This is a genomic window from Alcaligenes parafaecalis, assembly GCF_026344135.1.
GTDB lineage: Bacteria > Pseudomonadota > Gammaproteobacteria > Burkholderiales > Burkholderiaceae_B > Alcaligenes > Alcaligenes parafaecalis.
This window is the reverse complement of the sequence record NZ_JAPKNA010000001.1, coordinates 226,270-244,019: the sequence shown is the minus strand read 5'-3', so window position 1 is coordinate 244,019 and position 17,750 is coordinate 226,270. Positions and strand designations below refer to the sequence as shown.

The 17,750-nt window shown below is 57.4% G+C and carries 13 protein-coding genes; 1 reads left to right on the top strand and 12 read right to left on the bottom strand.

What is annotated here, in order from left to right; genetic code table 11:
- Positions 1-5: 5 nt before the first annotated feature.
- The 10 genes from OSH09_RS01060 to OSH09_RS01015 all read right to left on the bottom strand — a co-directional run bounded on the left by OSH09_RS01060 (position 6) and on the right by OSH09_RS01015 (position 14,057).
- On the bottom strand, positions 6-1,121 hold the full coding sequence (locus OSH09_RS01060) for an aminotransferase class V-fold PLP-dependent enzyme (RefSeq protein WP_266119865.1): 1,116 nt from the start codon (positions 1,119-1,121) through the stop codon (positions 6-8).
- Between the two features lie 15 nt (positions 1,122-1,136).
- The gene (locus tag OSH09_RS01055; RefSeq protein ID WP_266119864.1) at positions 1,137-2,435 is read right to left on the bottom strand and encodes an MFS transporter; all 1,299 of its coding nucleotides are present in this window, start codon (positions 2,433-2,435) and stop codon (positions 1,137-1,139) included.
- A 98-nt stretch (positions 2,436-2,533) separates the two neighbouring features.
- Positions 2,534-4,930, bottom strand: coding sequence for a mechanosensitive ion channel domain-containing protein (locus OSH09_RS01050; RefSeq protein ID WP_266119863.1), 2,397 nt, complete (start codon positions 4,928-4,930; stop codon positions 2,534-2,536).
- A gap of 43 nt (positions 4,931-4,973) precedes the next feature.
- Complete coding sequence (locus OSH09_RS01045; protein ID WP_266119862.1) at positions 4,974-7,415, bottom strand: DUF3772 domain-containing protein; 2,442 nt, start codon at positions 7,413-7,415, stop codon at positions 4,974-4,976.
- Between the two features lie 319 nt (positions 7,416-7,734).
- On the bottom strand, positions 7,735-9,327 hold the full coding sequence (locus OSH09_RS01040; RefSeq protein ID WP_266119861.1) for a phytoene desaturase family protein: 1,593 nt from the start codon (positions 9,325-9,327) through the stop codon (positions 7,735-7,737).
- Positions 9,328-9,431: 104 nt separating this feature from the next.
- Positions 9,432-10,259 (bottom strand): SDR family oxidoreductase, encoded by an 828-nt coding sequence (locus tag OSH09_RS01035; RefSeq protein ID WP_266119860.1) that lies wholly within the window; start codon positions 10,257-10,259, stop codon positions 9,432-9,434.
- Positions 10,260-10,268: 9 nt separating this feature from the next.
- Entirely contained in the window at positions 10,269-10,877 is a 609-nt protein-coding gene (locus OSH09_RS01030) for a cysteine hydrolase family protein (RefSeq protein ID WP_266119859.1), read from the bottom strand.
- A complete protein-coding gene (locus OSH09_RS01025; protein WP_207873887.1) occupies positions 10,877-11,413 on the bottom strand; it encodes an aromatic-ring-hydroxylating dioxygenase subunit beta in 537 nt (178 codons plus the stop codon). The genes OSH09_RS01030 and OSH09_RS01025 overlap by 1 nt, the downstream gene beginning before the upstream one ends.
- A gap of 32 nt (positions 11,414-11,445) precedes the next feature.
- A complete protein-coding gene (locus tag OSH09_RS01020; RefSeq protein ID WP_266119858.1) occupies positions 11,446-12,837 on the bottom strand; it encodes an aromatic ring-hydroxylating dioxygenase subunit alpha in 1,392 nt (463 codons plus the stop codon).
- Between the two features lie 38 nt (positions 12,838-12,875).
- Positions 12,876-14,057, bottom strand: a complete 1,182-nt coding sequence (locus OSH09_RS01015; protein WP_207873886.1) for an ABC transporter substrate-binding protein — start codon at positions 14,055-14,057, stop codon at positions 12,876-12,878.
- Between the two features lie 306 nt (positions 14,058-14,363).
- Here OSH09_RS01015 and OSH09_RS01010 point away from each other — a divergent pair, with 306 nt between their 5' ends.
- On the top strand, positions 14,364-15,350 hold the full coding sequence (locus OSH09_RS01010; protein ID WP_009460948.1) for an AraC-like ligand-binding domain-containing protein: 987 nt from the start codon (positions 14,364-14,366) through the stop codon (positions 15,348-15,350).
- On the opposite strand, the gene OSH09_RS01005 is transcribed toward OSH09_RS01010, so the two are convergent.
- Positions 15,347-16,507, bottom strand: a complete 1,161-nt coding sequence (locus OSH09_RS01005; protein WP_266119857.1) for a 2-methylaconitate cis-trans isomerase PrpF family protein — start codon at positions 16,505-16,507, stop codon at positions 15,347-15,349. The genes OSH09_RS01010 and OSH09_RS01005 overlap by 4 nt on opposite strands.
- 4 nt (positions 16,508-16,511) lie before the next feature.
- Positions 16,512-17,519 (bottom strand): GntR family transcriptional regulator, encoded by a 1,008-nt coding sequence (locus tag OSH09_RS01000; RefSeq protein ID WP_207873883.1) that lies wholly within the window; start codon positions 17,517-17,519, stop codon positions 16,512-16,514.
- Between the last annotated feature and the right edge of the window lie 231 nt (positions 17,520-17,750).

Here is a 17,750-nt window from a genome sequence, read left to right as displayed (position 1 = left end):
ACTCCTTACCAGGCGGCTTGCAAGGTGTCACACAGGCGCAGTACATCTTGCTCGCTGCTCACATTGCCAGGAGACAGACGCAAGACACCATCACGCTGGTCGCAGTACAGTTCCTGCTCACGTAACTGGTCCACGATGGCCTGGGCACGCTGGGCACTGCTGGCGCGCAACATAATGCTGCCGCCGCGCTCCTTATCCGCCAGCGGTGTCAGTACCGGCCAGTTTGCCTTGGCGGCCCGATCCAGCAAGACGGCCGTCAAGGCCCGGTTTTGTTCCAGCAGTTTTTCCACGCCGGTTTCCAGCACGAATCGCATGCCGGGCAAGGAGGCGATGCTGCCCAGAATAGCGGGTGTGCCATGATCAAAGCGGCGCGCGCCATCAGCATAGCTGAACTGATCCAGATTCCAGTTAAATGGGTTTTCCTGGCTGAACCAGCCGCGGAACTCAGGCTCGCACTGCTCGATCAAATCCGCGCGTACGTGCAGCAAGCTGGCTCCCGACACCCCGCAGGCCCACTTCAAGGAAGCCGACAAGGTAAAGGCCACGCCTTCATGCACAGTAAACGGCACCAGACCGGCGGCTTGCGTCAAATCCAACGCCATCAGGCTGCCATGTTCGCGGGCACATTGGGCCATGCGGTCTACATCAACCCGATGCGAGGAGGTCGAGCTGACCCAGGTCACCAAGGCCACGCCCACGCTGTCATCCCAGGCATTGATGAAATCATCGTCCGTCACGTAGGGCAGGCCCGCGCTCAAAGGAACCGTACGCAAGGTAAAACCCAAGCGCACGGCCAGCTTCTGCAGCAGAAAATGCAGGCTGGGGAAGCAATCCGCCGCCACCAGCAAGGTACGCCCTTTCAGCACATGCGATGGCAAGGAGCCCAGAATGCTGTACAGCCCGCCAGTGACGTTTTCGCTTAGCGCAATGTCTTTGGAGTCAGCGCCAATCAAACTGGCCCAGGCATCCATGAACGCCTGTTTCTGGCCTAGTGCGTAACCCCATTGACCATCATCCTGTGCCGACCAGACTTGGCTGAACTGATCCAGCTCGGCCCGCATCGCGGCCTCTTTGCCCTCGAACATGCCAATGGAGTGATAAAGAAAATATCCGGACATCATTAACTTCCTTGAAAATCAATCGGCCAACTGACGGCCAGAGGTTTCCTGCACCGTGCTCAGGGCCACAATCCCTACCAAGGCGGCGGCCATCACATAGAAAGCAGGCGCCATGCTGGACCCGGTCAGGCCCGTCAACCAGGACGCGACGAAGGGGGCTGTGGCTCCACCCAGAATGGTGGCAAGGTTAAAACCCAGCGACACGCCGCTATAACGCACGCGTGTGGGGAACAATTCGGCATAAAGGGGGTAGCCCACAGCCTGCACCACAATAAAGGGCAGAATCGACACAGCCACGGCAATCACTGCCAGCGGGAAACTGCCCCAGGAGGCGACCCACATGGTCAGCGGCACCAGCACCAGATAGCCCAACAGACCAATGGTCAACAAAGGCTTACGGCCAAAACGGTCGGACAGGCCACCGGCAAAGGGCATCACAAAGGCCGAGCACAAGGTCACCAGGGAAATCAGCCAGAACACGGCTGTACCGTCGTACTTCAGGGTGTGAATCAAATGGGTGCTCAGATAGACCACGCCCACATAGCCTGCCGCATTCTGGGCAAAACCAATGGCAATCACCTGCAAGAGAGGGCGACGGTAATCGCGCACAATCAAGGACAAGGGCGAATGCTCGGGGCGGTGGCTCTTGAGCATTTCTTTAAAGCGCGGCGAATCCTCAATGCGCGAACGAGCCCAGACGCACAGAATAATCAAAGGAATAGAGAGCAAAAAGGGAATGCGCCAACCCCAATCCACCATGGCTTCCTTGCCCACCAGCGTCGTCACCAAACCGGCAACACCGGTTGCCAAAGACAAGCCCAAAGTTGCCGCCGCCGGGTTGAAGGCGCCAAAGAATCCGCGCTTGTTGGGGGGCGAACACTCCGCCACATAGGTGGCCGCACCGGTAATTTCGCCACCAGCAAAGAAGCCCTGCAACAAACGGCACAGCAACAATAAGGCAGGAGCAGCCAGGCCCAGGGTCGCGTAAGTGGGCAACATGCCCATCAAGGCGCTGGCAACACCGATACCCACGATGGTGAACATCAAGGCAGCAGTACGGCCATGCTTGTCCCCGAACCAGCCAAAGAAGATTCCGCCTAATGGCCGAGCCAGAAAAGCACCGCCAAATACGGCCAGCGTAGACAACAAGGCCGCGTTCTCATTGCCTGTCTGGAAAAACAACAGGCTTAGCGTAACGGCCAAGACGCCGTATAGCTGGAAGTCGTAATACTCAATCATGGTGCCCAGGCCAGCAGCGCTGGCGGCACGCCACGGCGATACGGGGACCCCGCCCTGAAGGGACTGTTTCTTGCTCATGTCTCATCCATCCTGATGCGCATAGCGCGCCTTTTTGTTTAGTGTGGCTAAACAAATTATACGGATGAATATTTCAGCTTTCAATCACAGGGAAATCCCTAGAGATCGGGCTCTTCAGCCCTGTCCTTATCGATCGCCTCATGAACCCAGCGTTGGGCAGGATGCAGGCTAATGCCTTGCTGACGTAGACGGCGCAAGATTTCCAGCATCAGGTTGCTGCGCACTCGGCGCTGGACTCGCATGGTGTTGATGAAACAACGGGTGCTGAACGCCACCCCATCCCCAAAAATTCCGTCGCAAGACAAGATAGGGGCTGGCTCGTCCAGAATTTCCGGCTCGGACAGCACGGCTTCACGCAAAATCTGCATGACTGCATCCGCGTCCACATCCAGCGGGAACAGCAAGCGGGACTCAATCGCGCCCAGGGACGTTGGGGTGTAGGTCAGGTTGCGCACCTGCCGCCCCATCATCTGGGAGTTGGGGACCATCACCATGGTGCGATCAAAACGCTCCACGTAGGTGGCCCGCAAGCGGATCTGGCGCACATTGCCTTCGCTGCCCTCCACTTCCACCCAGTCCCCCACTTTGACGGGACGCTCCACCATCAGCATCAGGCCAGAGGCGATATTCTGCACAATGCCCCGCAAGCCAAAACCCAAACCTACCGTCAAAGCCGTGAAAATCCAGGTCACCGACTCAATCGGCACACCCAGCATGGACAGGCAAATCACCAGCAACACAAAGTAGGCAACATAGCCCACCATGCCCACAATCGCATTTTGCAAACCGGGTTCCAGCGTGGTGTTGGGCATGTAATGCTGACGCAGCCAGACACGCAAAAAGTGAATCAGCACCGCACCTACCAGCAACACGCCCAAGGCGATCAACCACAGGTCCAGCCGCCACTGCACCGCCCCCAGACGCAAGGCTTCACGCGATACATCCAGCCCCGACTCCAGCAACTGTTTGGGCTCGCTTAACAAGTCCGAGCTGACCATCCAAATAGCCAGACCCAGCACCGCCATGCGGGCGATGGCAAAGAACACCACAATGAACTGGCTCTGCACCCGAATGGGCGCGGCCTCGGGATCACGGCTACGATTGTGCAAATACGCCAGCAAAGAGTCCGAGATATCCTGCAGCCAGACCATACAGACATAAGCGATCAGGCCAAACACCAGGGGCATCGTGATGAAGTAGGACATCAAATCATCAGACAGACGCTGCCAGCCCGCAATAAATAAGCCCAGCACCAGAACATAAATGACGACAGCCCCTTTAAAGGCCAGACGCGCCCAACTACGTCCTGTTTTTGCCCCCTGCCCCGATGCCTCGGTCCTGCCAAACAGCTCATCACGCACAATCCACAAGCCATAGCCATACACAAGCAAATACAGCACGCTGCTCACGCTATCAATCAAGTACTGAAAAGCATCTGATACAGCGATAGAGCCATTGAAAAAATTGTCTGCGACGTCCGCATACGCCACCAAGAAGAAGGCACAGGCAAAATACCCCAAGCGCTTGTGGGTCTGGTCAGAGATGGGAATCAAACGCCACGACGCACGGGGCTGCATCACAATGCCTGTAATGCAGGCTATCGCCAAGCCGGCAGCCCAAGCTGCCACCTTGAAGTGAATCAGCAGTTCAAACTGCAAGGCTTGCAGCTTGGGCCGATCAAACACCAACTCGACCAGCAGGTCTGCCAAGACCCAGCAAAGCAGAAACCACAGCAAGAAATTGGCAATCGTCAGGCTGGAGCGACGCAAGCGGCCGGCAGGTAAATAACGACTGACCCACACCGGCATGGCGCGAAACAAGGCAAGCGTCACAATCAATACCGCAGCCGCCATCCATAATGAAGCACCGCTTTGCTGCCAGCTACTGCTCTGCCAGGTTTGACGCCACTGCTGAGCAAAGTCCAACAGCGTTTGCCGATCTGCAGGCCAGGCCTCGCCCAACTCGGGCAGGCTCTCCAACAGGACCAGAGAAGAATTCCGTTGCCAGCGTTTGGCTTGATCGTAGCGTGCGGTGGCTTCCTTCAGAAGCTGGCGGGTCTGCTGTGCCTCCACCTGAACCAAACGGGCCACACGCAAATCGGCCCGCAAGGCAGCATCGGCTCGTCGCAGTTGCATGCGCTCGTTATGCAGAGTGAGCTGCTCGGCCTCGTCCCCCGCGTCCTCACCCAACTCTTGCAGACGTGCACGCAACAAGCGGCTACGTCGCTCCAAAGACTGCACGACCCGGCCCGCCAGTTCCTGCGTTTGCTGGAGTTTTTGCTCTTGCTCGTAGCTGCGCTCGCGCCGTATCGCAACCTGGTTACCTTCCAGACGATACTGCATCAGGCGAATTTCATCCTGAGCCTGCTGCAGCTCCCGCATCATGTGACGCTCTTGCTCTACCTCGGACAGTGCTTGTGCCTGCGCTCCCGTCCAGGCCCCCATCAGGCCCAGACACAAGAGCAAGACCTGCACACATAGTCGTAGCGGCTTCATAGCTTCTGTCTCCCTGGGGCCTGCTTGTTGTTTTTATCGAGCTTCAATCATTCAGCAAGGGGTTGCCGCCCTCATTCTGGCTAGCGACCGGTGTGGTAGGCAATACCGTCATGGTTTGAGTATGGTGCAGCGCCAGGCCTTCTTTTCGCAACTCGTCCAGAATATCGAACATCAGGACGCTACGGACCCGGCTGCCAATACGCGGCGAAGCGACATAGCAGGTAGCCGTGAACTGCAAGCCGTTGGCATCAAAGCCATCCAGCGTCACATCCGGCGCGGGGTCAGCCAGCACATCACTATAGTTCTGCATCACATCCAGCATGATAGAACGCACGCGTTTAGCGTCTGTGTCGATGGGCATATTGATCTTGACCTTCACCACGCCCAAAGGATTACTCAAGGTCACATTACGCACGGTTTTAGTGATGAATTCGGAGTTCGGTACGATCAGCGTCGAACGATCAAACATCTCGATTTCCGTGGCACGGGCATTGATCTTGCGCACATTGCCTTCCACCCCGTTCAGGCTGACCCAGTCACCAATTTTGATGGGACGTTCGGCCAGCAGAATCAGGCCCGATACGAAGTTCTGCACTACTGCTTGCAAGCCAAAACCGATACCCACCGACAAGGCCGAAATCACCCAGGCCATGCGCTCCAGACCGATGCCCAGAGACGAAATCGCCGTCGCCACCACAATGAAGTAGCCCACATAGCTGAACAAATTGGCGGTAGACACGCGCATACCAGGGTCGATACGCGTGGCGGGCAAAAGCTGGTTGGCGACCCAGCGCTGCAAGGCTTTGACGAACAAAATGCCCAGCACCAGAATCAGCACAGCCAACAAGACAGAGCTAGGTTTTAACTGAACCTGCCCTAAAGAAAAGCCCTTGACCAGGAAACCCAGACGGCGTTGCAGCCACTGCGTGGGGTCTTCCCCAAAAGGCAGCAAGACCAAGGTGATCGCCGTAATAATCAAGCACAAACGTAACGCTCCGGACAGCACAATCACGATCTGGCTGCTGCCGCGCAACTGGGTGCTGGTCCAAACATTGGCAGCCCGTTTTTCCTTGAACTGCAACAGCAGGCTTTGGCCAATATCGGCAATCAGGGCCACCAGCACATAGCAAGTGCAAATGACCAGACTCAGCCACAACATCTCTTGAACAATCAGACTGCTCAAAGCGATATAGCCGAATAAAAAAGCCACCATGCCGATCAGAATCACCACCCCCAAAGTCATGGGAATGGCGCGTAGCCACGTCGCACCCTGCTCGACAGGCGCCGCTTTCTGCGTCCCGTCGCCACTTTCAAGCACCGGAGTCTTATCGCGCCCCTGGCTTAAATTCCAGGCGGCAATGGCAATAAAGATGCTCAGGGTCAGCGTGTTAAAGCTGTTGACCAGCAAGGTGGTGCTTAACGTGGCGTTGATCAGACCCAGCAATTGCTGCGACATCCAGGTCAGGGCCACCATCATGCCCAGCGCAATCGGCAACCAGGCCAGCTTCAAAGCGACATTGCTGGGGATGGGAGGCAAGCGCCAGCTAGGACGTTGTGCCGACAAGAGCACGCGGCCCATGCCGGTCACAAATCCGCCCAGAAACAAGGCAAAGACGGACTTGGACACAAAGCTGGCCAAGTCAGGCGCCAAATTGCCATTCCAGTAAAACAGCCCTGCCGCCAAGGACGCCAACAGCCCCGGCGTCAGGCAATAGAGCACGATCAACGCCGTTGCATAAAAAGAGCGTCGCAAACGGGAAGGTTTGGTGTGGTTGATCGTAAAGCTCTCCAGCCCCCGCACCGCCCAAAACGACAGCCCCAGCAAGACCAAGGCCAAGGCCCCGGTCGACCACAAGACATAGGCAGGCAAATCCAGCACACGCTGCGCCAAATCCTTGCGCATGCGTTCGACCCGAGCCAGATCACCAGGAAGATCACGCGAGACATTGCGCCAGAAACGGGGTGTCAACACAGACTGCGACTGTCTGCCCAGCTCCGCCTGAAAGATCACACGGCGTTGCTTGGAAACCTGATCCAGACCTTGAGTCGTTTCCACCCCGATCAAGCGAGCCAACTTGATCATGCCATCCAGCTCGGTCGCCGCTTGCTGCAACTGAGCACGCTGACGAGCAATATCCTCGGACTCCCCGGCCGGATCATCCGCCGCCCCCAACTGGCTTAAACGCGCCGTCACGCTCAGCAGCTCCGGCTCCAGACGCACGCTCATTTCCTGCGCCTGCTCCTGGGCCAGCAATAGCTGATTACGCAAGGCAACCAGATCCGAATCCCCTAAGCCCTCGTTTTTCTGCAAACGCTCCTGCACCGTTTGCAAGGTGTCACGCAGTTCATTCAAAGATTCACTGGCCTGTGCAGGCGTCAACGCCACCGTCTCGGCCGCAGCGGGAACAGTAGCGACTGCCAGCACAATCGCCAGCAAGCAGAACGACAGAAAGGCACACAGGCGCGAACGGCGAAAAGCGTGCATCAAGAAAACTCCGGCTAAACAAGAAAGCCCCGCGCATGAAACCGGCTGGGCAGCAGAAAACATGCACAGAATACCGAACTATTGTCTGCTTGGCGCATGACGTATTCACGAGGAGGCTGTTTTTTAAAAGATAAACGCCTCTAAGTTCATGACTTTTCAACTTCTGAACCTTTACTGCCTCAAGCTAGTACGTCTCACTCCAGAGTCAAACAAAAAGTCTGGCCCATAAAAAAACCGGCAAGGTTCGGTGTTGACCACCCTTCCTTACCGGTTCTACAAGCCTGAGAACATCACGCCCCAAGCTCATTGACAAGCACGATTAACGAATCTGCTCCGCCACCATAAATCCAGACGCTCCTGCCAAGCCTGGACCCGGGTGAGTAGACGCACCGATGTGGTAGACGTTCTTGTACGGTGTTGCATGGGAACGAGCACCGTTACTGGCCGCAAAGGGGCGCATCCAGAAGAACTGATCGGGGGAGCAGATGCCTGAGTAGGGGTCGCCGCCCACCAGATTGCAGTTGATGGATTCCAGGTCGGCGGGCGACAGCACTTTCTGGCCCACGATCTGTTGACGCAAACCGGGCATGACGCCTTCCAGTTGGTCGATAATGCGCTCGGCCACCGCCTTGCTGACTTCTTCGGTCCATTTGCCGTCTGCGGGAACATCGATCTTGCCTGCGGCATCACCACGCAATTTGGATGGCATATCCTGCATCTGCATCCACAGAATCCATTTGCCTTCCGGCGCACGGCTGGGGTCCAGAGAGCATGGCTGGCCGATAGCAACGGTGAACTTGGCAGGGATCAAACCGTTATTGGCCTGGGCCACGCTCATGCTGACGTCTTCCAGACTGTCGGACAGGTGCAGCAAGGGTACTTTCAGCAACTCCGGATCGCTCCAGTTGGGCATGCTGTCCAGTGCCAGGTGAATTTGCATGTCGCCACGGCCAAAGCGGTAGGCATTGGCCTGTTCACGCACAGGCTCAGGGGCAGCGGGCAAGAGGCGTCCGTACAGTTGCGGAGGCGTGACATTGCACACCACATGGCTGGCTTCGTAGACTTGGCCACCAGCGCGCACACCACGGGCTTTTTGCCCTTCCAGCACAATTTCTTCAACTTCAGTGTTCAGTTGAATACGGCCACCGGCCTTTTCAATAATGGCGCACAAGGCACGCACCAGATTCTGGCCGCCGCCCTTCACCACAGGCATGCCACCGGCCACCACAGCGGCAAAAGTCAGCTTGCCAATCAGGGCGGAGCAAGCATCATCCGGGCCCAGGCCCGAGTGCAAGACCCAAGGGGCCATCATGCCGCGTACACGGTCATCCTTCAATTCACGGTCGGCCCAGCGACGGAAAGACTCTAGGGACTCACGACCGTACTGCACCATGCCGTCCATACGGCGCTTGCGCCATTGCGAGAACAGCAGGCCCAACAGGCCGCGGCTGTAAGGCTCGGTACCCAACAAGCCAAAGGTCAGACCTGCATCGCGCTCGAACAACTGACTGCACATGGCACCGAAGGCATCGCCATCGCCTGCTTGCAAGCCATTGATACGTTGAATCGAATCGCCCACATCGTGGCGCAGGGCCATGCCCTTGCCATCACTACCCACCACGCCAGTGGTATAGCCGTTTTCCAGAAACTCGACGCCTTGTGCGGCCAGATCATCCTTCAGGCGTGCATAGGCAGCACCGGAGGTAAACAAGGGGTACCAGGACGACAGCAACTCGTGGGTAAAGCCTGGAAATAGCTCCTCGGTACGAATGCAGCCACCCGCACGATCATTACGCTCCAGCACCAGGACTTGCTTGCCCTTTTGTGCCAGCAAGGCTGCACATACCAGGGAGTTAATGCCACTGCCCACCACAATGACGGCATACGATTTTTTATTTGTTGAGTCTGTCATCCCACACCTTTTTTAAATTGCCCTGAACGGGGTCAGGGCTTGTGAACACACAACAAGAAACAGGTGTTCACAAGCCCTGGACATCTTTTACCGCACTTTTCTATTTATGAGCCAGACGACTGCGCCTGCCAGCGTTCAAACCAGTGACGGGGCGACTTGCCCTGTTCGGGCCCCAGGACGGAAAAGCCACCATCCACAGGCAAGTCAATTCCTGTCATCCAGGAAGCCGCACCCGATACGGCAAACAACACGACCTGGGCCACTTCTTCACCCGAGCCAACTCGTCCCAAAGGATGGACTTGTGCACCGACCTGATTAGCCAGCTCGCGCGAGCCGCCACTCATCCGTTCAACAGAAGGCGACCAGGTCCAGGCGGGCGAAACCGTCAGCACGCGAATCCCGGAGGGAGCCAGTTCCACCGCCAGACTCTTGGTGAACTGCAGGATGGCTGCTTTGGAAGCAGGGTACAGCGCGCGTCCTGCCACGCCAAACTTGCCACCGGTACTCCCCATATTGATGATGACCCCGCCCTGCCCCATATGCGGCGTGGCTTTCTGGGCCAGAATCGCGCTGGAAATCAGGTTTACATCCAGCGTCTGATGCCACAGCTCACGGCTGGATGCCAGGCCTTCGTCCCCATAGGAACAAGCATTATTCACCACAATGTCGATGCGCCCGGTTTGTGCCAGAGCCGCCTGTACACAGGCATCCAACTGCGCATCATCGCAAATATTGGCGGCCAGAAACTGAGCCTTGCCCACCGCTTGCAAACGCGCTTCAGTGCGCTGGCCTTCTTCCTGGCTACGCCCCACAATCAGCACCCACGCACCGGCGGCACACAACGCTAGGGCGATATCCGCCCCCAGCCCTTGCGTGGCTCCGGTCACGATAGCGACCTTACCTTGTAAATTCACCTTCATGTCCTGCTGCATGTGCTTCTCCTACTGTGCGTGTGGGGCACCAAAAACGGTCGCCCAGTCTTCGTCCCGGTCGATATGAGCAATCAGGCCCATGCTGGCCAGGGAGGCTTCATGAGTGGCAGGCGGTGCGCCACAGGCGCTGGCCACCACAGCCACTTCATAGCCCATATCCACCGCATGACGCACGGTGCTTTCCACCACGGAATGGGTGGCCACACCGGCAATCACCAAACGCTCTACGCCCAGGCGGCGCACCACGGGTTCCAGCGCCGAACCAAAAAACGCATTGATGCGGGTGTGATGGACTTCAAACTCTTCTGGCAAGGGAGCCAGCCCATCAAAGAACTGGGCTCCCCAACTGCCGGTCTGCATGGCACCGATTCGTTTCACATTGTGCAGAATCGGGGCGTTGCACAGCAGATCGGCATAGTCAGGCCGGTAGCCCACCCGCACATGCACAATAGGGACACCTTGTGCGCGGGCCTGCGCCAGCAAACGGCCTGCCGCCTCGATCAGGGCCTGACGCTGGGGGCTATTGGCCTCTACCCCCACACGGATCAGGCCATCGGCGTGCAGGACATCGTTTTGATAATGCAGGGCCAGCAACGCTGTGTGATGGGCTGCCGACATTAGATGTACACCTGAATAGCGCCGTGAACCGCGTCACGATCCACCAGGTTCACCTGCTTCATGCGCAGTTTCCAGCCACCGCCTTCCTGAGCTTGCAGCTTGTGAATCAGGCTGCCGACACGGTAGACCGGATCTTTACCGCGCCATTCCATGGCGTGGAAGCTGGAACGCACGACCAGATAACCTTCTGGATCTGTGCCATCAATCATCACATTGCCCAGCACGCGGCAGGACTGGGTGATGGGCTGCTGGGACCAGTTGCGGTGGTTTTCCAGACGGCGGATACGCAATTCACGCAGCAGCTTGTTTTCCCAGCACAGGGAAATGTGCTCGTAAGGGCTTTCCTGATCGTAGCTATGCGGAATCCAGTACATGCCTTCCTCGGTCCACAGATCCAGCCATGCCTGCCAGCGGCGCTCATCCAGCAAACGGGCCTCGTGGTAGATGAACTGCTCCACCTCGCGAATGGCCTCCAGGCTCAGGTTCACAGGCGTGATCTGGTCCACGCTGACGTCAAAATCAATATCAAACAACATAAGAATTCTCCTTGGCTCGGACAGCAGCCCGCTTAAGCCTGTGTTGCAGGGGCGATAGGCTCACCGGAGGCCGAGCGCACCGTGGCTTTACCACTTTCTTCTGACTGCGCAGGCGCGTCATAAATACTGGTGGTCATGAAGTGCTTCCAGGCGCGGAACTGGTTGCGCATAGGCAGTTCGCTGGTGCCGTTGGTGGCCACCATGCCGCCTTCGATAGGCCTATCGGTGCCATCGTAGCGGTGCATGCTGATCCATTCGCCGCCCTTGGTCTTGTTGCCTTCCTGGCAACGGCCATAGACCTCGATATCGTCCGGCATCACGTTGGACGACGGCGAGTTGATCAGGTTGGCGTACATCAGGCCGCGCTTGTAGATATCGTCCGGTGCGCCTTTCAGCCGGAACAACTGGATTTCCACATGGGTGCGGTCTACGGCTACAGGGCGAATCACACGGAATTGCTGGAACACGGTGTGTGGCGAGCCGCTGCCGTAAATAATGCTGTTGTGACGGTTTTCACCCAGCACACTCAGGGCTTTTTCTTCGCCGTAGGCTTCTTTCAGCGTTTCGTAGTGGGCCTTGGTGATCGGGTCTGTTTCGATAGCACCGGGGTTGAAAATGCCTTCCATGTAGCCGTGGCCGTTATCAAAGGCGTACAGGTCCAGCTTTTCCCAGAATCCGTATGGCTCGCCGTTGCCGTCCATGATGTGTAGCTCCAGCGGCATGGAGCCGTAGTCTTCGGCCTGCTCACGGGCAGCCACGTAGGACGACTCGTGTGTCACGTTGGCGTGCATGGTGTCGTGCAAGTTCTCGTAGAACACCTTCCAGTTGGAAGGCTGCCAGACTTTGAAGCTGCCACCTGCCACTTCCACTTCACCCACAGGCGAGCGATCGCACAGGTTGTCGATGGAGGTGATGATGGGACCCAGAAACTCTTTCAGGTCCGGGCCGTGAGCGCTTTGACAGGCGAACACAAAGCCACGGTAGCTTTCAACACGAGCCACACGGCGCATGGAGAAATCCGGATGCTTGGGATCAAAGCAGGTGTTTTCCAGGCCGTTCTTCATGGGTGCGGCCAAGTGTTGGCCATCCAGCTTGAACGTCCAGGCGTGGTATGGGCAGCGGAAGAACTTGCCTGCATTGCCACAGCCATCAGCCACTACTTTCGCGCCCTTGTGCGGGCAACGGTTGTAGAGCACGTACACCTTCTTGTCGCTGCCACGCACCATGATGACGTCCTGGCCGCCCAACAAGGTAGTGTGGTAGTCGCCCGGATTGGGCACCTGGCTGTCGTGGCCGATGTAGATCCAGGCACGACCATAAATGCGTTCCATCTCCAGACGGAAGATTTCAGGGTCGGTATAGACCGATTTATGGACGCTGTCTCCCCGCACCAATGCGGACAGTTGTTCGTTGCTATAGCTCATCATTACCTCCTTGCTGCCGGATGCTTGAAGCACCCTCTTTATGACTTTTCCATCTTGCACTGCGGTGCAAAATGATCCTGGAATTGCTCGAATACGGTGGACACAATCTTGTTGCTCATCTGGCCTTTGTCATTCGGGGCCACTTCGCGCATGTAGTAGGTCTGCACCGGGTACTGGTTGTTGTTGAAGGCAAAGGCCCCGCGCACGGACTCGAACGGTGCACTGCGCAAGGCTTTACGCAAGGCTTCGCGGTCGGTAGCGGCCTTGGGGTCCGCCTTCAGCGCGCCATCCAGCAACAAGGCCACGTCATAACCCTGGGATGCGTACATGGAAGGCAGGCGACCGTAGGTTTTCTCAAAATCCGCCACAAAGCGCTTGTTGACCGGGTTATCCAGATCAGGCGACCACTGGGCAGCGTTGGCCATACCCTTCATGGACTCGCCAATCGCGGCAATCGTGTCCTGGTCAGCGGAGAAGCCGGGGGTGTACACCGCCAACTGCGAGGACAGGCCCGAATTGATCAACTGCTTGATAAAGGACACGCCCATGCCACCCGGCAGGAAGAAGAACACGGCATCGGCACCGGAAGCCCGCATTTGAGCCAGCTCGGCGGCGTAGTCCATCTGGCCGACTTTTACATACACTTCATCGGCAATCTCGCCCTTGAACAGGCGCTTGAAGCCTTCAATGGACTCACGGCCACCGGGGTAGTTGGGGGCGATCAAATAGACTTTCTTGTGTGCCTGATCGGTCACGTACTTGCCCATGACGGCCGGGATGTCCTCGGTTTGCCAGGACACGTTAAAAAAATTGGGATGACAACGCTCGCCCGCGTAATCGGCAGGGCCACTATTGGCCGAAATATAGACCGTGTCGCTGTTCAAGATCGTAGGCATCACGGGCAGCAGCACATTAGAGAAGGCCATGCCTGTAATCACATCAACCTGATCGCGCTTGACCAGACGCTCTACAGCCTGACGGCCTTCCATCGGTTTTTGCTGATCGTCCAGCACCGTCAGGGCCACATCCACGCCGCCCAGCTTGCCGCCCGCGTGGTTCAGACCCAGCTCGAAACCATCACGGATTTCTGTGCCAATCGCCGCGCCCGGGCCGGACAAGGTGGTCAACAAACCAACCTTGAATACTTCCTGACTGGACGCAGGGCTACAGGCCAGGGCCAAAGCCAGCGCAGTCATACAAAACGCCACTTGTTTTTTCATGTTTGTCTCCGTCCTCTGTGTTTTAAAAAACTGGACTTGTCAGCCTGTACCGGACCACCCCCACTACGCTGGAAGCTGTCAATCACGGGTGCCCGCCTCTAAATGGGCACTTGTCCTGCAGGCCAGAGAAGACGGGGCCTGGGGGACTACGTGAATACATCAATTCCCAGTCGTATCCCAATCTGCTAAGGTGCCGGGGACAGGACTACTGTTTTAGGTTTGAAATACATTAGACCGGCTCGGAACGGGCGGCTATCCAGATACGGCAAGCCTTATCCCTAACCGGCAAAAATTTGGAGACACATCATGCAAGCGTGGTTTATGTCAGGGCTGGCCCCCTTGCAGCACAGCGCGCCGCGCTTTGAATCGCGCTGCCCCGACCAGACTCGCAGCGAGACCGCCGGTTTTCTAACCGAGCACCGCCTGACCTGGAATGACGGCCCGGTCGACGCGTCCCTGCGCTACGCCAGCAGCCACAGCTTTTCCTTTGTCTTGCTGAAATATGGCGCGGCGGTGCAAGTATCGCCCGGCATTCTGGAAGACTTCTTGCTGTTTCAAGTCCCCATACAAGGGCGATCCTGTATTCGGGTTGGTCGGGAGTACGTCCAGGCCAACCCTAAAATTGCCAGCGTCATCTCCCCCTCCCTCCAGGTTGAACTGGATTGGGAACAGGGCTGTGAGCAGTTTTTAGTGAAGATTCCACGCCACAGGCTGGAAGAAGTAGCCCGCCAGACGCTGGGCTTGAGCCTGGACCGGCCGATTGAGTTTGCCGCAGGCATGTCCCTGGATTCGCCACATGGCTGTGCCTGGCAGCACCAGATTGGTAGCTTGCTGGCCTATGGCGGGCATTTGCCGCCTGAAATGGATCAGTGGTCGCGTCAGGCCGAAGACAATCTCTTGCTGCATCTGTTTCATACCCAACCGGGTAACTACAGCCAGCAATTGCAGCAAAGCGTGCGCCCGGCCAGTTCACGCCGAGTACAAAGAGCCGAGGATTTCATGCGGGCCAGCCTGGACGAGGCCTTGACGCTGGAGCAAATCGCTACTGCCGCCTGTGCCAGTGTGCGCAGCCTGACTTTGGCGTTTCGTACTGAACGGGGGCTGAGTCCCATGCAGTTCTTGAAGCAGATTCGTTTGGAAGCGGCCCAGCAGGCCATTCGTCATGCTGTACCGGGCACCCAGGTCAGCGAGATTGCCTTGCGCTGCGGATTTAACCATTTCGGCCGCTTCTGTGCCGACTACAAGTCCCGCTTTGGGCGTTCGCCCTCGCAGGACTTGCGTATCGTGGATTAGTCTTTCAAGGCCTTGCCAGGAACCCACAAGCGACCATCAAACAGGCGACGGGCGGTGCGGTAGAAAGAACCGGCTTTGGCAAACCACTGCCCGTCTTTCTTTTCTACTTCCGCGCCTACCGTCAGAACGCCTGAAGGCATGCCCAGACGCAGCGGGCCCTGAGGGGCGACGGAGTCGGACAGGCACTGGGATGGCAAGCTGCCCGTCAAACGCGCAGCCACGGCAGTACACAAGGAAATGGTCAATGGCAAAGCGCGGTGCGGCTGGCCGTTGGAGATCACACGGGCGACCAGATCAATATCCTTGGCGGGCACAACATCCCCCGACAAAGTGGGATTGTCCTGAGCCGGGGACACGATGCAGACAAAGGGCACGATACGAATCTGACGCGCCGCTTCCACATCCGGGGCAATGCCCATACGCACCGAAGCCTGCACACGGATCGCATCCAGACGCTCCAGCACGTCGGGATGGGATTCCAACCAATCAGGCAGTTCCAGACCGGTCAGGCCCACATCTGCAGCACGGACAAACACGGCCGCATTGGCCGCATCCACCAGCGAGACTTCGATACGGCCCACGCCGGGTACGTCCAACCATTCAGTCAATTCACCGCTGGGCAGCAAGGAGCCGGTTGATGCACCACCGGGTTCCACAAAGTCCAGACGGATAGGTGAACCCGTGCCACCCACGCCGGGAATGGACAGATCGCCGTCGTAACGAGGCTGGCCGTCCTCTACCGTGAAATGGGCATGAATAATCTTGTTGGTATTGGTGTTCAGGATGCGCACACAAGCCTCGCCATCCTCTACCTTGACCAAGCCTTGCTCAACCGCATAAGGGCCCACGGCAGAACTCATATTGCCGCAGTTACCACGGTAATCCACCTTCTCTTCTTTAATCGCAACCTGTGCAAAGGTGTAGTCCACATCCGCGTCCGGATGGCTGGACGGACCCATGATACAAACCTTGGACAGGGAGGAGACACCACCACCCATGCCGTCCAATTGACGGCCATAAGGGTCCGGCGTGCCCATGGCGGCCGAAAACAAAGGCGTCCAATCGTCGCGCTCGGCAGGCAGGTCCGCAATATTGAGCATCAAGGCTTTGCTGGTACCACCACGCATGAACACGGCGGGAAGGGATTTTTGTTTCATCGCATCATTCCTGGTTCTTGGCTTGCGCCATTAAAGAAAATTGCGCCGTCTCCTCCATGGGGTCGGCGTGAGAGACAATCGGTTCACTCAAAGAGGCAGATCGGGTCTTGCTTTGCTGTTGCCGCTCCAGTTGCTGCACTTTTTCCTCGCTGGCATTACCCAGATGGCGGGCCAGCAGTGCGGAAGCCTGGGCACGTTCGCCCTTTTCCAGCAAGTCCAGAATCGCCAGATGCTCCAGACATTGGCGACGGATACGTTCCCGATCCAGGGTTTCCTGATATTCCAGCAAGCGCCGCAATTGGTTCTGGCGCGTGACTGTCTGGGCAATAAAGCGGTTGCCCGACAAAGAGGCCAAGGCCTCATGAAACGTGGCATTGGCCTGATACATCTCGGCGTGCCCGGCGTGACGCCAGCCACCATCGGCCAAGGCCTGCTGTTGCAAGCGCACACGGCGCAACACGGTGGAATCAATTGCGAAATCAGGCAGCAACATGGCAGCCGGTTCCAGCATCTGACGCAAGGTATAGCTTTCTTCGCAGGCCTGGGGGCCATCAATCATGGGCAGGAAGGACCAGCCTTTGCTGGCGCGTTGCTCCATCCAGCCTTCATTGGCGGCACGGGCCAGAATACGGCGCACGCGCTCACGCGTCAGGCCGTAACGACGCATGGCGTCGTTTTCCGACAAGGTGTCGCCCCAAATGCCAGAGAGCTTGTCACGGGCCAGTTGCAGATAAATCTGGTCGTCCTGGCTGGTGCCCAGTTCTTCTTCAATAACGCCTAACTGATCCGCCCCTTTCAACAAGAACAAACCGCGCCGGGGTGGCTGCGCACCCACAATGCCTTTTTCTGCCAGATAGGCCAGCGCTCCCCGAACAGGCGAGCGCGAAGCGCCCAGCGCTTGGGCCAGCGACTGTTCCGTCAAATGATGCCCGGCCTGCAAATGCCCTGCTCGCACGTAGTCCAGCAGGCGATGTGCCAGGGTGACATGCAAAGAATTAGATTGGCTGTTCATGCCGACATTCCTAAAAATCGAAGCGATCTTGGATCGTTTTATTGTATTATATACAAACAAAATACAATTTAATTGTTTTACAAAGGCTCCAGACGCATAATTTTGTTGGGATTATTCTTGTCGAAAGCCCGCTGACATCGCGCGAATCCGCAAGGGTTCATAAAGCGGTGACGTAGTCAGAGGGCCATCAGGTCGGCCCCCTCCAACCTTCTCATTACGGATGAATCGTTT